The organism is Cupriavidus sp. H18C2 (assembly GCF_049393795.1).
Classification (GTDB): Bacteria; Pseudomonadota; Gammaproteobacteria; order Burkholderiales; family Burkholderiaceae; genus Cupriavidus; species Cupriavidus pauculus_C.
In genome coordinates this window covers 855,458-871,644 of the sequence record NZ_CP186010.1, presented here as the reverse complement: position 1 = coordinate 871,644, position 16,187 = coordinate 855,458, and the positions used below count along the sequence as shown (strand labels likewise).

The 16,187-nt window shown below is 65.9% G+C and carries 18 protein-coding genes and 2 tRNA genes; 7 read left to right on the top strand and 13 right to left on the bottom strand.

The annotated features are described in order from the left end of the window. Positions 1 to 18: 18 nt before the first annotated feature. The 3 genes from EPAKOI_RS04185 to EPAKOI_RS04175 are packed head-to-tail and all read right to left on the bottom strand — an operon-like array spanning position 19 to position 2,595. Positions 19 to 600, bottom strand: a complete 582-nt coding sequence (locus EPAKOI_RS04185; protein WP_423193050.1) for a DUF1415 domain-containing protein — start codon at positions 598 to 600, stop codon at positions 19 to 21. Next, positions 597 to 2,219: an NAD(P)/FAD-dependent oxidoreductase gene (locus tag EPAKOI_RS04180; RefSeq protein ID WP_423193049.1), complete on the bottom strand. Its 1,623-nt coding sequence runs from the start codon at positions 2,217 to 2,219 to the stop codon at positions 597 to 599. Before EPAKOI_RS04180 ends, EPAKOI_RS04185 begins: the two co-directional genes overlap by 4 nt. Next, on the bottom strand, positions 2,203 to 2,595 hold the full coding sequence (locus EPAKOI_RS04175) for a hypothetical protein (RefSeq protein WP_423193048.1): 393 nt from the start codon (positions 2,593 to 2,595) through the stop codon (positions 2,203 to 2,205). The genes EPAKOI_RS04180 and EPAKOI_RS04175 overlap by 17 nt, the downstream gene beginning before the upstream one ends. Before the next feature lie 180 nt (positions 2,596 to 2,775). Between EPAKOI_RS04175 and EPAKOI_RS04170 the strand changes: the two genes are divergently transcribed. Together EPAKOI_RS04170 and EPAKOI_RS04165 are read left to right on the top strand one after the other, a co-directional pair. Next, positions 2,776 to 4,236 carry a PLP-dependent aminotransferase family protein gene (locus tag EPAKOI_RS04170; RefSeq protein ID WP_423193047.1) on the top strand — a complete coding sequence of 487 codons (1,461 nt, stop codon included), beginning with the start codon at positions 2,776 to 2,778 and terminating at the stop codon, positions 4,234 to 4,236. Between the two features lie 115 nt (positions 4,237 to 4,351). After that, positions 4,352 to 5,833, top strand: a complete 1,482-nt coding sequence (locus EPAKOI_RS04165; RefSeq protein ID WP_313835720.1) for a sensor domain-containing diguanylate cyclase — start codon at positions 4,352 to 4,354, stop codon at positions 5,831 to 5,833. A gap of 197 nt (positions 5,834 to 6,030) precedes the next feature. On the opposite strand, the gene lpxO is transcribed toward EPAKOI_RS04165, so the two are convergent. Together lpxO and EPAKOI_RS04155 are read right to left on the bottom strand one after the other, a co-directional pair. Beyond that, a complete protein-coding gene (lpxO, locus tag EPAKOI_RS04160) occupies positions 6,031 to 6,933 on the bottom strand; it encodes a lipid A hydroxylase LpxO (protein WP_124684930.1) in 903 nt (300 codons plus the stop codon). A gap of 141 nt (positions 6,934 to 7,074) precedes the next feature. Then, positions 7,075 to 7,386, bottom strand: coding sequence for a hypothetical protein (locus EPAKOI_RS04155; protein WP_124684931.1), 312 nt, complete (start codon positions 7,384 to 7,386; stop codon positions 7,075 to 7,077). A gap of 270 nt (positions 7,387 to 7,656) precedes the next feature. Between EPAKOI_RS04155 and EPAKOI_RS04150 the strand changes: the two genes are divergently transcribed. After that, positions 7,657 to 7,947: a hypothetical protein gene (locus tag EPAKOI_RS04150; RefSeq protein ID WP_124684932.1), complete on the top strand. Its 291-nt coding sequence runs from the start codon at positions 7,657 to 7,659 to the stop codon at positions 7,945 to 7,947. 59 nt (positions 7,948 to 8,006) lie between these two features. Next, positions 8,007 to 8,270 carry a hypothetical protein gene (locus EPAKOI_RS04145; RefSeq protein WP_124684933.1) on the top strand — a complete coding sequence of 88 codons (264 nt, stop codon included), beginning with the start codon at positions 8,007 to 8,009 and terminating at the stop codon, positions 8,268 to 8,270. Between the two features lie 98 nt (positions 8,271 to 8,368). Here EPAKOI_RS04145 and EPAKOI_RS04140 read toward each other — a convergent pair. The 4 genes from EPAKOI_RS04140 to EPAKOI_RS04125 all read right to left on the bottom strand — a co-directional run bounded on the left by EPAKOI_RS04140 (position 8,369) and on the right by EPAKOI_RS04125 (position 9,530). Further along, positions 8,369 to 8,445 (bottom strand) — tRNA-Met (locus tag EPAKOI_RS04140). A gap of 73 nt (positions 8,446 to 8,518) precedes the next feature. Next, complete coding sequence (locus EPAKOI_RS04135) at positions 8,519 to 8,764, bottom strand: hypothetical protein (RefSeq protein ID WP_313835714.1); 246 nt, start codon at positions 8,762 to 8,764, stop codon at positions 8,519 to 8,521. Between the two features lie 197 nt (positions 8,765 to 8,961). Next, a complete protein-coding gene (locus tag EPAKOI_RS04130) occupies positions 8,962 to 9,240 on the bottom strand; it encodes a hypothetical protein (RefSeq protein ID WP_423193046.1) in 279 nt (92 codons plus the stop codon). 213 nt (positions 9,241 to 9,453) lie between these two features. Further along, positions 9,454 to 9,530, bottom strand: a tRNA-Arg gene (locus EPAKOI_RS04125). A gap of 124 nt (positions 9,531 to 9,654) precedes the next feature. Between EPAKOI_RS04125 and greB the strand changes: the two genes are divergently transcribed. Further along, positions 9,655 to 10,227, top strand: a complete 573-nt coding sequence (greB, locus tag EPAKOI_RS04120) for a transcription elongation factor GreB (RefSeq protein WP_313835711.1) — start codon at positions 9,655 to 9,657, stop codon at positions 10,225 to 10,227. On the opposite strand, the gene EPAKOI_RS04115 is transcribed toward greB, so the two are convergent. From EPAKOI_RS04115 to EPAKOI_RS04100, 4 genes are all read right to left on the bottom strand, one after another. Further along, on the bottom strand, positions 10,224 to 12,647 hold the full coding sequence (locus EPAKOI_RS04115) for a RelA/SpoT family protein (RefSeq protein ID WP_124684937.1): 2,424 nt from the start codon (positions 12,645 to 12,647) through the stop codon (positions 10,224 to 10,226). The genes greB and EPAKOI_RS04115 overlap by 4 nt on opposite strands. A gap of 322 nt (positions 12,648 to 12,969) precedes the next feature. Beyond that, entirely contained in the window at positions 12,970 to 13,173 is a 204-nt protein-coding gene (gene rpoZ / locus EPAKOI_RS04110) for a DNA-directed RNA polymerase subunit omega (protein ID WP_006578656.1), read from the bottom strand. Positions 13,174 to 13,258: 85 nt separating this feature from the next. After that, the gene (gmk, locus tag EPAKOI_RS04105; protein WP_124684938.1) at positions 13,259 to 13,909 is read right to left on the bottom strand and encodes a guanylate kinase; all 651 of its coding nucleotides are present in this window, start codon (positions 13,907 to 13,909) and stop codon (positions 13,259 to 13,261) included. 4 nt (positions 13,910 to 13,913) lie between these two features. After that, positions 13,914 to 14,849 carry a YicC/YloC family endoribonuclease gene (locus tag EPAKOI_RS04100; RefSeq protein WP_124684939.1) on the bottom strand — a complete coding sequence of 312 codons (936 nt, stop codon included), beginning with the start codon at positions 14,847 to 14,849 and terminating at the stop codon, positions 13,914 to 13,916. Between EPAKOI_RS04100 and EPAKOI_RS04095 the strand changes: the two genes are divergently transcribed. Then, positions 14,836 to 15,033, top strand: a complete 198-nt coding sequence (locus EPAKOI_RS04095) for a hypothetical protein (protein ID WP_423193045.1) — start codon at positions 14,836 to 14,838, stop codon at positions 15,031 to 15,033. The two genes, EPAKOI_RS04100 and EPAKOI_RS04095, sit on opposite strands and share 14 nt — an antisense overlap. Before the next feature lie 37 nt (positions 15,034 to 15,070). Next, positions 15,071 to 16,162: a serine/threonine protein kinase gene (locus EPAKOI_RS04090; protein ID WP_423193044.1), complete on the top strand. Its 1,092-nt coding sequence runs from the start codon at positions 15,071 to 15,073 to the stop codon at positions 16,160 to 16,162. Positions 16,163 to 16,187: the final 25 nt, after the last annotated feature.

Below are 16,187 nucleotides of genomic sequence, written 5' to 3'. Positions count from 1 at the left end.
CCGCACCGGGCGGGGCGGCTACAGGTCGCTCTTGCCCGCCATCCACCTGAGCCAGCCGGCGTGGCCAAGCTGGCGCAGCGTTTCCATGTTGCGCTCGTAGATGTCCTCGGCCTCGGGAAAGGCTTCGGCCGCCCGCGCGATGCTGTCCTCGCGCAGCAGGTGCAGGATCGGGTACGGCGCGCGGTTCGTGTAGTTCTCGATGTCGTCGGGCCCGGTGCCGTCGAACTGGTACTGCGGGTGGAAGCTGGCAATCTGCAGCGTGCCTTCCAGCTTCAGGCTGCCGAGCAGCCGGTCCGCGAAATACAGGAAGTCGTTGTAGGCCAGGAAATCGGCCAGGCCATGCGGCACGATCAGCAGCGTGGTGTCCACCTGCGCCGGATCGGCCGCGGCCAGCAGGCGCAGTTCGCGCTCCAGGTCGTCGAACACGTCCGCGTCGTCGGATGCCTGGCTGACCACGTACCGCACCTGGTCCTTCACGTACACGCTCTTGGCGAACGGGCACAGGTTCAGGCCGATCACTGCACGCGCCAGCCAGTGCCGCACGGCCGCGATGACCTCGCCGTCTTCGGGCCGCTGGCCGCCCTGCCCGGTCGCGCTCATTGGCCGCTGGCGATCTGCAGCGCGACGGCTTCCGCCACCTCGATGCCGTCGATCGCCGCCGAATAGATGCCGCCTGCGTAGCCGGCGCCCTCGCCGGCCGGGTACAGGCCGCGCACGTTGATGCTCTGGTAGTCGTCGCGATTGCGCTCGATGCGCAGCGGCGACGACGTGCGCGTTTCCACGCCCGTCAGCACCGCGTCGTGCATCGCAAACCCGGCGATCTTGCGGTCGATCTGGGGCAGTGCCTCGCGGATCGCGTCGATCACGTAGTCAGGCAGCGACGTGCTCAGGTCCGTCGGCGTCACGCCGGGCTTGTAGGACGGCTCCACGCTGCCCAGCGATGTCGACGGCCGCCCCGCCAGGAAATCGCCAACCAGCTGGCCCGGCGCGCGATAGTCGCCGCCACCCAGCACGAACGCGCGCTCTTCCCACTTGCGCTGGAACGCGATGCCCGCCAGCGGGCCGCCCGGGTAGTCCTGCTCGGGCGTGATGCCCACCACGATGCCCGCATTGGCGTTGCGCTCGGCGCGGTAGTACTGGCTCATGCCGTTGGTCACCAGCCGCCCCGGCTCGGACGCGGCCGCCACCACCGTGCCGCCCGGACACATGCAGAAGCTGTAGACCGCCCGGCCGTTGCTGGCGTGGTGCACCACCTTGTAGTCGGCCGCGCCCAGCAGCTTGTTGCCGGCGAACTTGCCAAAGCGGCTGCGGTTGATCAGGCCCTGCGGATGCTCGATCCGGAACCCCAGCGAGAACGGCTTGGCTTCCATGAACACGCCGCGCCCGTGCAGCATCTCGAACGTGTCGCGCGCGCTGTGGCCCACGGCAAGGATCACGTGGTCGCACGGCAGGTAGTCGCCGGTGGACAGCTTCAGGCCGCGCACCTGGCCGCCGTCGATGTCGATATCGTCCACGCGGGTCTCGAAGCGGATCTCGGCCCCCAGCGCCAGCATCTCGGCGCGCATCTTCTCGACCATGCTCACGAGCCGGAACGTGCCGATGTGCGGCCGCGCCTTGAACAGGATGTCCTCGGGCGCGCCCGCGCGCACGAACTCGTCCAGCACCTTGCGCCCGTAGTGCTTCGGGTCCTTGATCTGGCTGTACAGCTTGCCGTCCGAGAACGTGCCCGCGCCGCCTTCGCCAAACTGCACGTTCGACTCCGGATTCAGCACGCTCTTGCGCCAGAGCCCGAACGTGTCCTTGGTACGTTCGCGCACTTCCTTGCCGCGTTCCAGGATGATCGGGCGGAAGCCCATCTGCGCCAGCAGCAGGCCGGCCAGCAGCCCGCACGGCCCCAGGCCGATCACCACGGGGCGGGTCTTCGGGCCGCTCTCGGAGGCACGCGCCACGAAGCGGTACGTCATGTCCGGCGTCACGCTCCAGTTCGGCTTGCGCTCCATGCGCTGGCGCGCGGCGGCCTCGTCGCGGACTTCGATGTCGATGATGTAGGTGAGCTTGATGTCGTCGCGCTTGCGGGCGTCGTGCGCGCGGCGGAAGACCTTGAATCCGACGAGGCCGTCGCCCTTGACCCCGATCTGGGCCAGGTGGCTGCGCACGGCAGCCTCTAGATCGCCCTCGGTATGGTCGAGCGGCAGTTTGACTTCACTGAGACGTAGCATGGGGTACCGATTCTTCTGCGGCCTGGATGTCTGGTGGCCGGGAGTCGCCCAGCAGGAGGCCAGAACGGCCGAAGCGGGATTTTATCAGCCGCCACAGCCCTGGGCGCGCCGCCGGCACCATGATGCGCAGCCGCGACGGCCCCTGCGCGACGATGCGGTGCCAGCCGGCCGCGTCGATCACGCAGACGCCCCCGGCGCGCAGGTCGCATGGCCACTGGAAGACCTGCCCGCCCAGCCAGCGCGGCGCATCGGACACGGCCACGCGGCCCGACACGACGTGCACCACGGCGCCGCTGCCCAGGTGCAGATTGAGGCACTGGTCGGCTGACAGGCTGACGTCCTGGACGTCTCCGGGAAAGTGATGCAGGCGGTTCATGGCGGCACTCCTTGGGCGATGGAAAATCGTGCCTCCAGCGTATCGGCCGGCCTGTTTCGCCAACAGGCACAAGGGCTCGCCGCCGCAACCGGAACAGATGCGAAACCCTGGCGCTGTTACGATACAGCGGCCGCCCATCTGTATCTGTTCCGGATCTCGCCCGCGCGCGAAGATTGCGCCATGTCCGCCACCATGCCCGACCCGCTCCACACCGCCGCCGCCCCGCTCTACCAGCGGCTGGCCGGCCACTATCGACAGGCCATCACGTCGGGCACGCTGACGCCGGGCGACCGCATGCCGTCGGTGCGCGCGCTGATGGGGCTGCACGACGTGAGTCTGTCCACGGCGCTGCAGGCGTGCCGCGAACTGGAGGCCGCCGGCCTGCTGGAAGCTCGCCCGCGCTCCGGCTACTTCGTCTGCGCGCCGGCCCGGCCCGCGCTGGCGCCCATCGAGGAACCGGCGCCGGGGCTGCCCGATCCCGCGCAGTACGTGGGCATCCACCAGCGGATCTCCGCGATCCTGGCGCGCAGCAAGCACCATCGGATCAACCTGGGCGGCGCCTGCGGGGCGCCGGAGCTGTATCCGACCGATGCGCTGCGCAACGCGGCCCAGCGCGCGCTGCGCAAGTATCCCGAGCTGTTCGGCACCTCGGTCGACGCCGACGGCCATCCGGCCTTCCGTGCCGCGCTGGCCCGGCATGCGCTGCGGTCGCACATCAACGTCTCGCCCGAGGAAATCGTCGTCACCCACGGCGCCACCGAGGCACTGACGCTGGCGCTGCGCGCCGTGGCCGGCCCGGGCGACGTGATCGCGGTGGAATCGCCCACCTATTACGGTCTGTTGCAGATCCTGGAGAGCCTGGGCATGCGCGCGCTGGAAATCCCATGCAGCCCGCAGACCGGCATCTCGCTGGAGGCGCTGGAGCTGGCCGCGCAGACCTACGCCAACATCAAGGCCGTCTGCGTGGTGCCGAACCTGCAGAACCCGCTGGGCTGCGTGATGCCCGACGCGCACAAGCAGCGGCTGGTGGCGTGGTGCGCGGCGCGGGGCATCGCCATGATCGAGGACGACTGCTGCTCGGCCACCATCGACGACGACACGCCGCTGCCGGCCGCCAAGTCGTGGGACACCACCGGCAGCGTGATCCATTGCGCGTCGCTGCACAAGGTGCTGGCGCCCGGCATGCGGCTGGGCTGGATCACCGCCGGCCGCTGGCAGGCGCGCGTGGAAATGCTGAAGTTCGGGCTGTCGCGCCCGAACGAGATGCTGACCCAGATTGCCGTGGCCGAGTACATGGGCACCGGCGCCTTCGACCGCCACCTGCGACGCCTGCGCACGCAGCTACGCGTGCAGCGCGAATGGGTGGCGCAGAAGGTGGCGGCCACGTTCCCGGCCGGCACGCGGCTGACGCTGCCGCGCGGCGGGCTGCACCTCTGGGTGGAAATGCCGGGCAACGTGTCGTCCGAAACCGTGTTCGAACAGGTGCTGGGCGACGGCATCCGCGTGATGCCCGGCGCGATGTTCTCGAACTCGAACCGCTTCAACCATTTCCTGCGGCTCAACTGCGGCAACCTCCGCACGCCCGCGCTGGAACAGGCGCTTGATACCGTGGCCGCCGCAGCGCGCCGCCTGGCGGGCTAAGGCCCGCGCGGGCGCATCGTTTTTCCCTTATTTTTCCCAAATCGGCACGGCGCTCGCCTATCCTATTGGCCTATTGCGCGGTACGCCATCCGTCACAAAAACAGGGAGAACGACTTTGGGGCACGCACCCGCGGCATCGCCGCTCGTCAACGACTATCAGACGCTGTTCCAGCTGGCGCCGGTGTCGCTGTGGCTGGAGGACTTCAGCGCGGTGCGCCTGGCGTTCGAACAGCTGCGGGCCGACGGGGTGACCGACCTGCGCCGCCATCTGCGCGACCACCCGGCCGAGGTGGCACGCTGCTCGGCGCTGATCCGCGTGCTCGACGTCAACCAGCGCACGCTGGACCTGTTCCGCGCGCGGGACGTCGACCATCTGGTCGGCAACCTCGACAGCGTGTTCCGCGACGACATGTTCGACCAGCACGTGGAGGAACTGGGCCAGCTCTGGGACGGCGGCCGGCACTTCACCAGCCAGACCGTCAACTACACGCTCGACGGCGAGCGGCTGGACATCCGGCTCGACGCCAGCATCATGCCGGGCCACGAGGACGACTGGTCGCGCGTGCTGCTGTCTATCGAGGACATCACCGCGCGCATGCGCACCGAGCGCGAACTGCGCCGCGCGCAGCAGTACGCGGTGGGATTGTTCGAACATTCGCCGGTGTCGCTGTGGGTGGAAGACTTCAGCGCCGTGAAGATGCTGCTGGACGAGGTGCGCGCCGCCGGCATCACCGATTTCCGCACGTTCCTGAACGTCCATCCAGACTTTGTGTCGCGCTGCATGCAGGAGATTCGCGTGCTCGACGTCAACCAGCAGACGCTGACGATGTTCGGCGCGCCGAGCAAGGAGATCCTGCTGTCGCGCCTGGGCGACGTCTTTCGCGACGACATGCGCATCCACTTCGCCGAACAACTCGTGGACCTGTGGCACGAGAAGCTGTGGCAGCAGCGCGAAGTCATCAACTACGCGCTGGACGGCCGCTCGGTCGACGTCTTCATGCAGTGGTCGGTGTTCCCGGGGCGCGAGGCCGACTGGGACCAGGTGCTGGTGTCGCTGACCGACATCACGGCCCGCAAGAAGGCCGAAGCGTACGTGGAATTCCTGGGCAAGCACGACGTGCTGACCAAGCTCTACAACCGCGCCTACTACGAGGATGAACTGGCCCGGCTGGGCCGCAAGGGCCCGTGGCCCGTGAGCGTGGTGGCGCTGGACCTGAACGGCCTGAAGGTCATCAACGACCAGTTCGGCCACGGCGACGGCGACGCGCTGCTGCGCCGCACCGGCGAAGTCCTGAAGAAGGCCGTGGGCGAACAGGCCTGCGTCGCCCGCATCGGCGGCGACGAGTTCATGGTCCTGCTACCGGGCCGCGACGAACGCGGCGCCGCCACCGTCGTCGAGCAGATCGAGGAAGTGGTCGGCCTGAACAACCAGTTCTACCCGGGTGCCCGCCTGTCGTTCTCGATCGGCGCCGCCACGTGCACCCAGGGCGACCGCCTGACCGACACGGTCAAGCTGGCCGACCATCGGATGTACGCGGCCAAGCGGGCGCATTACGAGGCGCTGGGGAATGAGAGGCGACGGGGGGAGCAGGTGTAGGGTTGGCGAGCCGTCTTAGCCCGCTGCGGATACACCGTTGAGGCGGCGCCAAGACCAGTCGCATCTGGCGTCGGGCTGCGGCTCATATTGTTGAGCTTGGAGGAAGTCCACCGTCTAACTACGATGGACAGCCCGGAGGACTAAAAAGCAAAAAGCCGGCACTCGGCCGGCTTTCCGCTACACAGGACTGCAAACGATCAGAGAAACACAATCAGCGCCACGCCGCCGATGATCAGCCCGAACTTGGTCACGTAGTACACGCTCTTGTTCCACGCCTTGAAGCGGCGGCGGTACTGGCCGCCGAGCCAGACGAAGCGGAACAGCTTGTTGATGGCGCCGGTCTGGTCGTTGTCGTCGTTGGGCGAGCTGGCGGCCGTCATGACCTTGCGGCCCATCCAGTGGTTGAAGGCGGCGGCCCAGCGATAGCGCATCGGGCGTTCGATGTCGCAGAACAGGATCAGGCGGTCGGTCTCGCTGCGGTTTTCGGCCCAGTGCAGATAGGTCTCGTCGAAGACCACGCCCTGGCCGTCGCGCCAGCTATGGCGCTCGCCGTCCACCTCGATGAAACAGCGGTCGTCGTTCGGCGTGGACAGGCCCAGGTGGTAGCGCAGCGAACCGGCAAACGGATCGCGGTGCGGGTTCAGCTTGCCGCCGGGCGGCAGTTCCGCGAACATCGCCGCCTTGACCGACGGCATGTCGCGCAGCAGCGCCACGGTGTTGGGACACAGCACTTCGGCCGACGGGTGCTGCGCTTCGTACCATTTCAGGTAGAAACGCTTCCAGCCGTATTTGAAGAACGAGTTGAAACCGGCGTCGTCGTTCTTGTCGGCAGCCTTGATCTTGCGCATGGCGATCAGCGCCAGGCCCTCGTCGCGGATCTGCGGCCACGCGGCGCGCAGTTTTTCCAGTTCAGGAAAGCGGTCGACCGGGATGTATGGCGTGCGGGGCACGCCGGAGAACATGTACATGAAGCAATTGACCGGGGCGACCAGTGCCGAGTGGTCCAGCATCTGGCGCATCAAGGGCAGCCTCACTTTGCCGCGGAAGTGCACATACAGGATGGCACCCAGGTAGGCCGCGACGATTATCCATTTGATCACCCGAAATCCCTCCAGGACAAACACCGCCCCGAAAGTGACCGGTACTCTCTTCGAGTGATGGGGGCGGAAAACGCGATATTTTAGCTAATCGGCGATGCCCATGCATCGTGTGATGCATGGGGCGCTTATTAGCGATACGCGTCAGGCGCCGCCGCGGGATTGGCGTGCAATGCGGTCGATCAGGACCCGCGCATCTTCCGGTTTGCCTTGGAGGGTCAGCAGCCGGGCGTTGAGGACGATGTTTTCGAGCACCAGCTTGGCGGTGGAAGCCCACAGCGTGGCAAGCAGCGCCTCCTTCGACATGCCCGAGGTTTCAAGCTCGGTCGAACGCTCGGCGATCAGCTTGCAGGCCAGGGCGCGGAGCTTGTCGTCGTCGAACGGCAGATTCGCATAGTCGATGGGATCGGCCTTCTCCACTTCCACCATCAGTTGCAGCAGCATGTCTTCGGTCATCGGCGCTCCCCAAGGTTGCATCCCATACGCGGAAATCTGCGGCTATGCTGGCACGATGTGCGGCATATGAAACCACGCTAAGGCAAGTGCAACAGCTTGTCAATTTGGGGTCGCACATAGGGCGTGGCGACCCGCGTTGCGTCGTCAAATTGCGGGGGCATCACATCCCGGATTCTCAACGGAAAATCAGACGCGAGCCTACAAAACGGTCACAACTATCCGTGTAAGCTGTGGTCTCAGTTTTGCAATGCCATCGAGAAGAGCAGATCAATGACTAAAGGATTTCTTGCCGCCATGCGTCAGTACGTATGGTTCAGGGGGGTGAAGCACCATGTCGTCCAGGGCGTCGAAGCGCTGGGCGAACTGCTGAAGTCCCCGTCTGTCGCCGCGCGTGCCGTGGCGGCGATCGTGTCCGAGACCGAACACGGTGTGCAGGTGTGGGTGTCCTATTTCGGCAAGCCGATGGACCCGCATACCAACTACGTCCTGTGGCCGACCCGCGCGCTGAAACCGGCGCGGCGCGGCGTAGCCGCCCTGCCCCAACTGCCCGGGCAGCGATAACCGTTTCGCCAGTCCTTTCTCACTTTCACAGTGTTCTTATCGTTCGACAAGGAGCCACCATGCCCGAACCGCAACATGATGAAGCACTGGTCAACAGCTTTCTGGAACGCGTGTCGGCCCTGTCCGTCAGCGCCTTCGATGGCGCCGACGTCAACCAGGAACTGACGCAGCTGATGAACGAGGCCGCGCGGGCTTGCGGCAACGGTGGCAATCTGGAAGTGCTGGCGTCGCGCTTGAAAGCGCGCGCCGAGGCCGCCGAGAAAGAGGAACAGCCGCAGGTGCGTGACACCTTCACGCGGGCCGCGTCGCTGATCAAGGGCTGAGGCGTAGTTCGTCGCGTAGTTCTTGGAACCCGCAACTCTGCCGAAGCACCCAAACAAAAAGGGCCGCACGAATGATCGTGCGGCCCTTCTTACGTATCTGGTTGCGGGGGCAGGATTTGAACCTGCGACCTTCGGGTTATGAGCCCGACGAGCTGCCAGACTGCTCCACCCCGCGTCTGAAGAAAGAGATTATGCCGCAGTCTGGCGCACGTGGCAAGCACTTCTTGCACCATTCCGGAGAATGGCCGCTATGCGCAGCGCCGCTTCCTCTGCATGGCATCGCGGTCGAGATTCTTGACCACGTCCGCGACGTAGCGATTCACGTGATCCAGCGCCTCCAGCTTGGTGTCGAACGGCTGGCGCGGAAACGGGTTGTGGCGCGACATCAGAACGGCGCCGTCCTCGCGTCGGAGGATTTCAATCATGATGGCCCACTTGTCCTTGGGCAGGACGACCACTTCGTAGACGATCTTGATACCGTCGTACTCGGGCATGGCGTACTCCTTGTTCTGCTGCAGGCGCGCACGACGGCGCGCACAACACCAGCCTAGGAGCGGGATGCCGATCCAAAAATGATCCTGGTCAAGTGGGGAACGATCAGGCCGGAAGCGGCCTGTGATATGCCATTGCGCGTCAAGCCATTGCGCGTCCCGCAATGAACCAATACGGCGACGCGCAAGGGCATGCCGTGTCAGCGCGCCGGCCCGACGAGCTTGTCGATCAACGCGTAAGCCGCCGCGAATGCCGCCACTTCAGCCGCATGGCGCGTGGCAAAGACATGGATGCCACTGCCCACGCGCTCGGTATCGCCGGCGTCGGACGGGTCCATGCCCTCCTGCGCCACGCGCACCTCGTAGCCCCAGGTCTGGGTATCGCCCACGCTGCCGGCAGTCGTGTCGTGGTGCGAGGTCACGAGTACGTAGGCATCCATCCCGCGATAGCCTTCGGTGCGCCAGTCTTCCTGCTCCATGAGTTGCCTCCGTCGATCAGGTTGCCGATGCAGGTTGGAACAGGCCGGGCCGCCCGCGTTCCGCACCCCCATGCAAACAGGATAGACACCGACAGCGCAACCAGACCAGGCGTACGACACTAGGCGCAGAACAGGAAGGAAAGGCAGAAGGAAGGCGGAAGCGCGAATGCAAAAAGGGCTTCCATTTCTGGAAGCCCTTTTCACGTATTAGGTTGGCGCGGCTGGCAGGATTCGAACCCACGACCCCTTGGTTCGTAGCCAAGTACTCTATCCAACTGAGCTACAGCCGCAACCGAGAAAAGAGATTATATAGAAGTTTTCAGTTTTGTGAAGCCCCCGCGCGCATTTTTTTCGGCCAGCGCGATGGCGGGGCGCAACTTCCTATAATTGAAGCCTCATGAAGTGATCCGGAACATGAACAAGGCTTTTGTCAAAGAGTCGTCCAACGATGACGACGACGACCTTCCCGAAGGCGCCACGCCGCTCCCCGCTGGAACCAAGAACTACATCACCGCCACTGGCTACCAGCGCCTGCGCGACGAGCTGATGCACCTGATCGACGTGGAGCGGCCCGATATCGTGCAGATCGTGTCGTGGGCGGCGTCCAATGGCGACCGCTCGGAGAATGGCGACTACCTCTACGGCAAGAAGCGCCTGCGCGAGATCGACCGCCGCATCCGCTTCCTGACCCGCCGGCTGGACAAGGCCGAGGTCGTCGACCCCTCGCTGCAGGGCGACAACGACCAGATCTTCTTCGGCGCCACGGTCACCTACGCCAACCAGGCCGGCGAGGAAACCACGATCACGATCGTCGGCATGGACGAGGTGGACCTCGACAGCAACCACGTGAGCTGGATTTCGCCGATCGCCAAGGCGCTGATCAAGGCGCGGGAAGGCGACACCGTGCCGCTGCGCACGCCGGCCGGCGTGGAACAGATCGACATCCTGGAAGTCCGGTATCCGCCGAAGGGGTCGGCGGCGCCCTAGCCGTCGTTGCGGTCGCGGAAGATCCGGATCACGTCCGGATTGCGCCGCAGCGCCCGCATGACATTGGCCAGGTGCAGGCGGTTCTGTACCTGGATCACGAACTGCATGTAAGTGGCTTCCTGATGGCCGGCCTGTTGCTGCTGCTCCATCGCCACGTGCGCCACGTTGGCGTCGGCGGCGGTCAGGTCGGCCGCCACGCGCGCCACGATACCCTTGACGTTGCGCACCATGACCTTGATCGACACGTCGAACGCCCGCGTCGTCTTCTTGGCCCACATGACCTCGATCCAGTGCTCGGGGTCCTTGCTGTGCAGGCGCTTGGCCACCTTGCAATCCTGCACGTGGATTTGCAGCCCTTCGCCCTTGCCCAGGTAGCCGACGATCGAATCGCCCGGGATCGGCCGGCAGCACGCCGAGAAGATCATCGACATGCCCTCGTCGCCGGTGATCGGCACGGCCGGCGCTTCCTCTCCGGCGAACGTCTGCACCGCGGCCAGCAGCGCGCTGTCCACGTCGCCGGACAGCTCCTGCAGCAGGATCTCCATGCGGCGCGCCACCACGGCCGGCACGCGCCGGCCCAGCGCCAGGTCCGCGAAGATGTCTTCCTTGAGCTTGTTGCCCGTCCACTGGATCATCCGCTCCCACACCGACTGCGGCACCGCCTTCAGTTCGATGCCGAGCTGGCGCGCGGCCTGGTCCAGCAGGCGCTCGCCGAGCTGGATGGCCTCGTCGAGCTTGGTGGTCTTGAGGTAGTGGCGGATCGCCGCGCGCGCCTTGCCCGTGCGCACGAACGCCAGCCACGCGGGATTCGGCTTCGAGTACGGCGCCGTCACCACCTCGACGATGTCGCCGCTCTTCAGCTCGGTCCGCAGCGGCAGCAGTTCGTTGTTGATCTTGACCGCCACGCACTGGTTGCCCAGGTCGCTGTGCACGGCATAGGCAAAGTCGAGCGCCGTGGCGCCGCGCGGCAGCGCGCGGATATGGCCCTTGGGCGTGAACACGTAGACGGCGTCCGGGAACAGGTCGATCTTGACGTGCTCCAGGAATTCCTGCGAATCGCCGGTCTGGCTCTGGATGTCCAGCAGCGACTGCAGCCACTGGTGCGCCTGCTGCTGGATATCGTTGGCATGGTCGGCCTGGTGCTTGTACATCCAGTGCGCCGCCACGCCGGCCTCGGCAATCTGGTGCATGCCGCGCGTGCGGATCTGGAACTCCACCGGCGTGCCGAACGGGCCCACCAGCGTCGTGTGCAGCGACTGGTAGCCGTTGATCTTCGGGATCGCGATGTAGTCCTTGAACTTGCCCGGCATCGGCTTGTACAGGCTGTGCAGCGCGCCCATCGCCATGTAGCAGTGCATCTGCGTTTCCACCACCACGCGGAAACCGTAGACGTCCAGCACCTGCGAGAACGACAACTGCTTGTCGTGCATCTTGCGATAGATGCTGTACAGCGTCTTCTCGCGGCCGGACAGCTCGGCCACGATGCCGGCGTCGGCCAGCGCCGCCTGCGCCGCCTCCAGGATGCGCCGCACCACCTCGCGCCGGTTGCCGCGCGCGGCCTTGACGGCCTTTTCCAGCGTGGCGTACCGGAACGGCGAGCCCACCTTGAACGACAGGTCCTGCAGCTCGCGGTAAATCGTGTTGAGACCCAGCCGGTGCGCGATCGGCGCGTAGATCTCCATGGTTTCCAGCGCGATCCGGCGCCGCTTCTCGGGCGGCACGAAATCGAGCGTGCGCATGTTGTGCGTGCGATCGGCCAGCTTGACCAGAATCACCCGCACGTCGCGCGCCATCGCCAGCAGCATCTTGCGGAAGCTTTCCGCCTGCGCCTGCTCGCGGCTCTGGAATTCGAGCTTGTCCAGCTTGGTCAGGCCATCGACGAGTTCGGCAACCTTGGGCCCGAATTTCTCGGCCAGCTCGCTCTTCGTGATGCCCTGGTCCTCCATCACGTCGTGCAGCAGCGCCGCCATGATGGACTGCACGTCGAGCTTCCAGTCCGCGCACAGCTCGGCCACCGCCACCGGGTGAGTGATGTAAGGCTCACCGCTCTGGCGGTACTGGCCCAGGTGGGCTTCGTCCGAGAACTGGAATGCCTCGCGCACCAGCGTCTGGTCGGCCGGCTTCAGGTAGGCCAGCTTCTCCATCAGCCGCGCAATCGAGATGACCTGCTGCCGCGGCGGCACCGCAGGCTGCGACGTCGGCCCGAAAAAGTGGCGATAGGACTGCGCCAGCACGGCGTCGATGAACAGGTCGCCGCCCGGCGTGGCCGGCACGGTACCGGCCACCGGCTCGGCTACCAGCTCGTTGGCCAGCGCCGCGCGGCCCTTGGCCTGCTGGATCGGCGGCACGACGGCCCGCTCGCCGACGACGTTGTCGCCGAGCGGGTCGGGAAGATTGGGAGCACCGGTACGGGCGGTCAAGGGAAGCGGTCCGGGACGCCTACGCCCGGCCGGCGCGACAGGCACCGGCGGCAGGGATGTGGAAACCGGCACGACGCCCGGCAGTGGTGCACCGGGCGCCACAGACGAAGCTGCCGCACCAACCGGTGCGGCAGTCGCCACAGCGCCAGGCAGCTTGGCCGCCGTCGGTGCGCGCGACGCCCCGGTCCCGGGGTTGCCCGGGGGAGCGACGGCGGGATCGGACGGCGACGAAGGCATGGCGGCGGCCCCTGGAATTCAACTGGATGCGCGGCTGGTTGCGTACGCACGCGAAGCATGAATGAACCACGGGCCGCCTGGGAAATCAGGTCGGAACCTTCTTCAGCATCTCGATGCCGACCTGCCCCGACGCAATCTCGCGCAGCGCCACCACGGTGGGCTTGTCCTTGGCCTCGACCTTGGGCGTGTGGCCCTGCACGAGCTGGCGTGCACGGTAGGTCGCGGCGAGGGCGAGCTCGAAGCGGTTCGGGATGTGTTTCAGACAATCTTCGACGGTAATACGCGCCATATCAAATCCACCTTGGGATAAAACCTGTTCGACAGGCCGGTATTTTACAGCACGTCGCCAGAACCTTCCGGCGACGCCCTGCGCTTCAGTGAATGCCGAGCTCGATGAACAGCTCGGCGTGACGCGCCTTTTGCGACGAAAAGCGCAAACGGGTCGCGTGAACGACGTTCTGGAGCTGCCGCAGCGCGTCCTCGAACACCTCGTTGATGATCACGTAGTCCGACTCCGACGCATGGGCCATTTCGCTACCCGCGGCCAGTAGCCGGCGCACGATCACGTTCTGCTCGTCCTGGCCGCGCTTCTTGAGCCGTTCCTCCAGCGCCGTCAGCGACGGCGGCAGGATGAAGATCTCAACCGCGTTCGAAAAGCGCTTGTGCACCTGCTGGGCGCCCTGCCAGTCGATCTCCAGCAGCACGTCGTTGCCCTGGGCCATCTGCTGCTCGATCCAGACGCGCGACGTGGCGTAGTAGTTGCCGTGCACCTCGGCCCATTCCAGGAACTCGCCGCGGTCGCGGGCGGCCCGGAACTCGTCGACCGTGGTGAAGTGGTACTCGCGCCCGTTCTGCTCGCCCGGACGCGGCTTGCGCGTGGTGTGCGAGATCGACAGGCGGATGGACTGGTCCTGCGCCAGCAGCGCGTTGACCAGCGTGGACTTGCCGGCCCCGGACGGTGCCACCACCATGAACAGGTTGCCGGGATAGGCGGTATCGATGGCGGTGTGGGTCGTTTCGCTCATGATCTTATTCGAGGTTTTGAATCTGTTCGCGCATCTGCTCGATCAGGAGCTTGAGCTCCATCGACGCATCGGCGAGTTCCTTGGCGGCGGCCTTCGAGCCCAGCGTGTTGGCCTCGCGGTTGAGCTCTTGCATCATGAAGTCCAGGCGCTTGCCCACCTGGCCGCCCTTCTTCAGGATATGCCGCGTTTCGTTCAGGTGGGCCTGCAGCCGCGACAGTTCCTCGGCAATGTCGATGCGGATGCCGTAGACGGTGGCTTCCTGGCGGATGCGCTCTGCCACTTCCTCGCGGCTCATCGACGGCATGCCGTTGGGCGCGGCCAGGTTGAATGCCTCCTGCAGGCGCTCGGTCAGCTTTTCCTGGTGATGGGCGATCAGCTGCGGGATCATCGGCGTCAGGCGCTCGACGATGGCCAGCATGGCGTCGATGCGCTCCTCCAGCGTGGCCTTGAGCGCGGCACCCTCGCGGCTGCGCGCTTCCAGCAGTTGCTTTAGCGCCTCGCGGGCGGCGCCGGTCACGGCCTCGCGCAGCGCTTCCTGCGACAGCTCGGGCTCCACCAGCACGCCGGGCCAGCGCAGCAGCTCGCCCATGCGCATGGTGCCGGCGCTGGGGAAGGTGGCGCCCACGGTCGACTCCAGCGCGCGGATCTGGTCCAGCAGCGACTGGTTCAGCGCCAGCGTGGCGCCGCCGGTGTCGGTGCGCTGCAGGTTGATGCGGCATTCGAGCTTGCCGCGCGACAGCTCGCCCATCAGCATTTCGCGCAGCGCCGGCTCGAACGCGCGGCACTCTTCGGGCGCGCGGAACAACAGGTCGAGAAAACGCGAATTGACAGTCCGGAACTCCACGGAAACCGATGCCGTGCGGCCGCTGGGTTCGCCCTGGGCGTTGGTCAGCGGTGCCTGGCGGGTGGCCAGGCCATAGCCTGTCATGCTGTGGATCATCGTCGTTAATCTCGCGAAAGAGTCGAAAATTGAAGAATTGGTACGGGGCGCGGGGCCGGGGTCCGTCGGCGGCACCGCGGCGGCGGCAAAAACGCCAGCAAAATCAAGGGAAAACCGGCAGCCGGGGGGCGCGGAGTTTTGGCAACAGTCCCTGCCAAGGATTTCTTTACAAGTGACCGATTAGACCGGAGAATCCGGGAGCAAATGAGGTCCCGAATCCTATGACAGAGTCCAAGGGCGCCAACCCACCCAAGAGCGCGCCGCTCCCGATCGGCACGCTGCTTGCCAACTACCGTATTGTAAAGAAGTTGGCCAGCGGGGGGTTCAGTTTCGTCTACCTTGCCACGGACGAGACCGGCGCCCCGGTTGCCATCAAGGAATACCTGCCGTCGTCGCTGGCGCGCCGCAGCCCGGGCGAGCTGATTCCCGTCGTGCCCGAAGAAAACGCCGCCTCGTTCCGGCTAGGCCTGAAGTATTTCTTCGAGGAAGGCCGGTCGCTGGCGCGCATTTCGCACCCGAGCGTGGTCCGCGTGGTGAATTTCTTCCGCGAGAACGCCACGGTCTACATGGTCATGAACTACGAGCTGGGCAAGACGCTGCAGGAACACATCCTGCAGGCCCGGCAGCAGGGCAAGGCCAAGGTGCTGCGCGAGCGCTTCATCCGCAAGGTGTTCCACGACCTGATGAGCGGCCTGCGCGAGGTGCACATTCACAAGCTGCTGCACCTGGACATCAAGCCCGGCAACATCTACCTGCGCGAGGACGAATCGCCGATCCTGCTCGACTTCGGCGCCGCCCGGCAGATCCTGACGATGGAAAACGCGCGCTTCCAGCCCATGTACACGCCGGGCTTCGCGGCGCCGGAGCTGTACGGCAAGCATTCCGACCTGGGCCCCTGGACCGACATCTACAGCCTGGGCGCCACGCTCTACGCCTGCATGGCCGGCATGCCGCCGCAGGAGGCCAATCAGCGCGAGAAGGACGACCGCATGGCCGATTCCTTCGCGCGGCTGCGCGCCACGTACACGAACGGCCTGGTCGACCTGGTCGAATGGTGCCTGCGGCTGACGCCGTCCGAGCGCCCGCAGAGCGTGTTCCGGCTGCAGAAAGAGCTGCGCGACCAGAGCAACGCCCTGGGCGAGCAGTCGGCCGCGGCCGCCGCCAGCAGCACGCCGGCCGGCCCGGTGACCGAGCGCATGAACGCCACCAGCCGCTTCATGACGTTGCTGCGCCGCCGCGAGGACAAGAGCCCGGACAAGCCCGACGCCGCCAATCCCGTGCACGCCGCGCAAGCCGGCCGAAGCGGCAACTAACGCACGAACCCGACACGAATTCCCG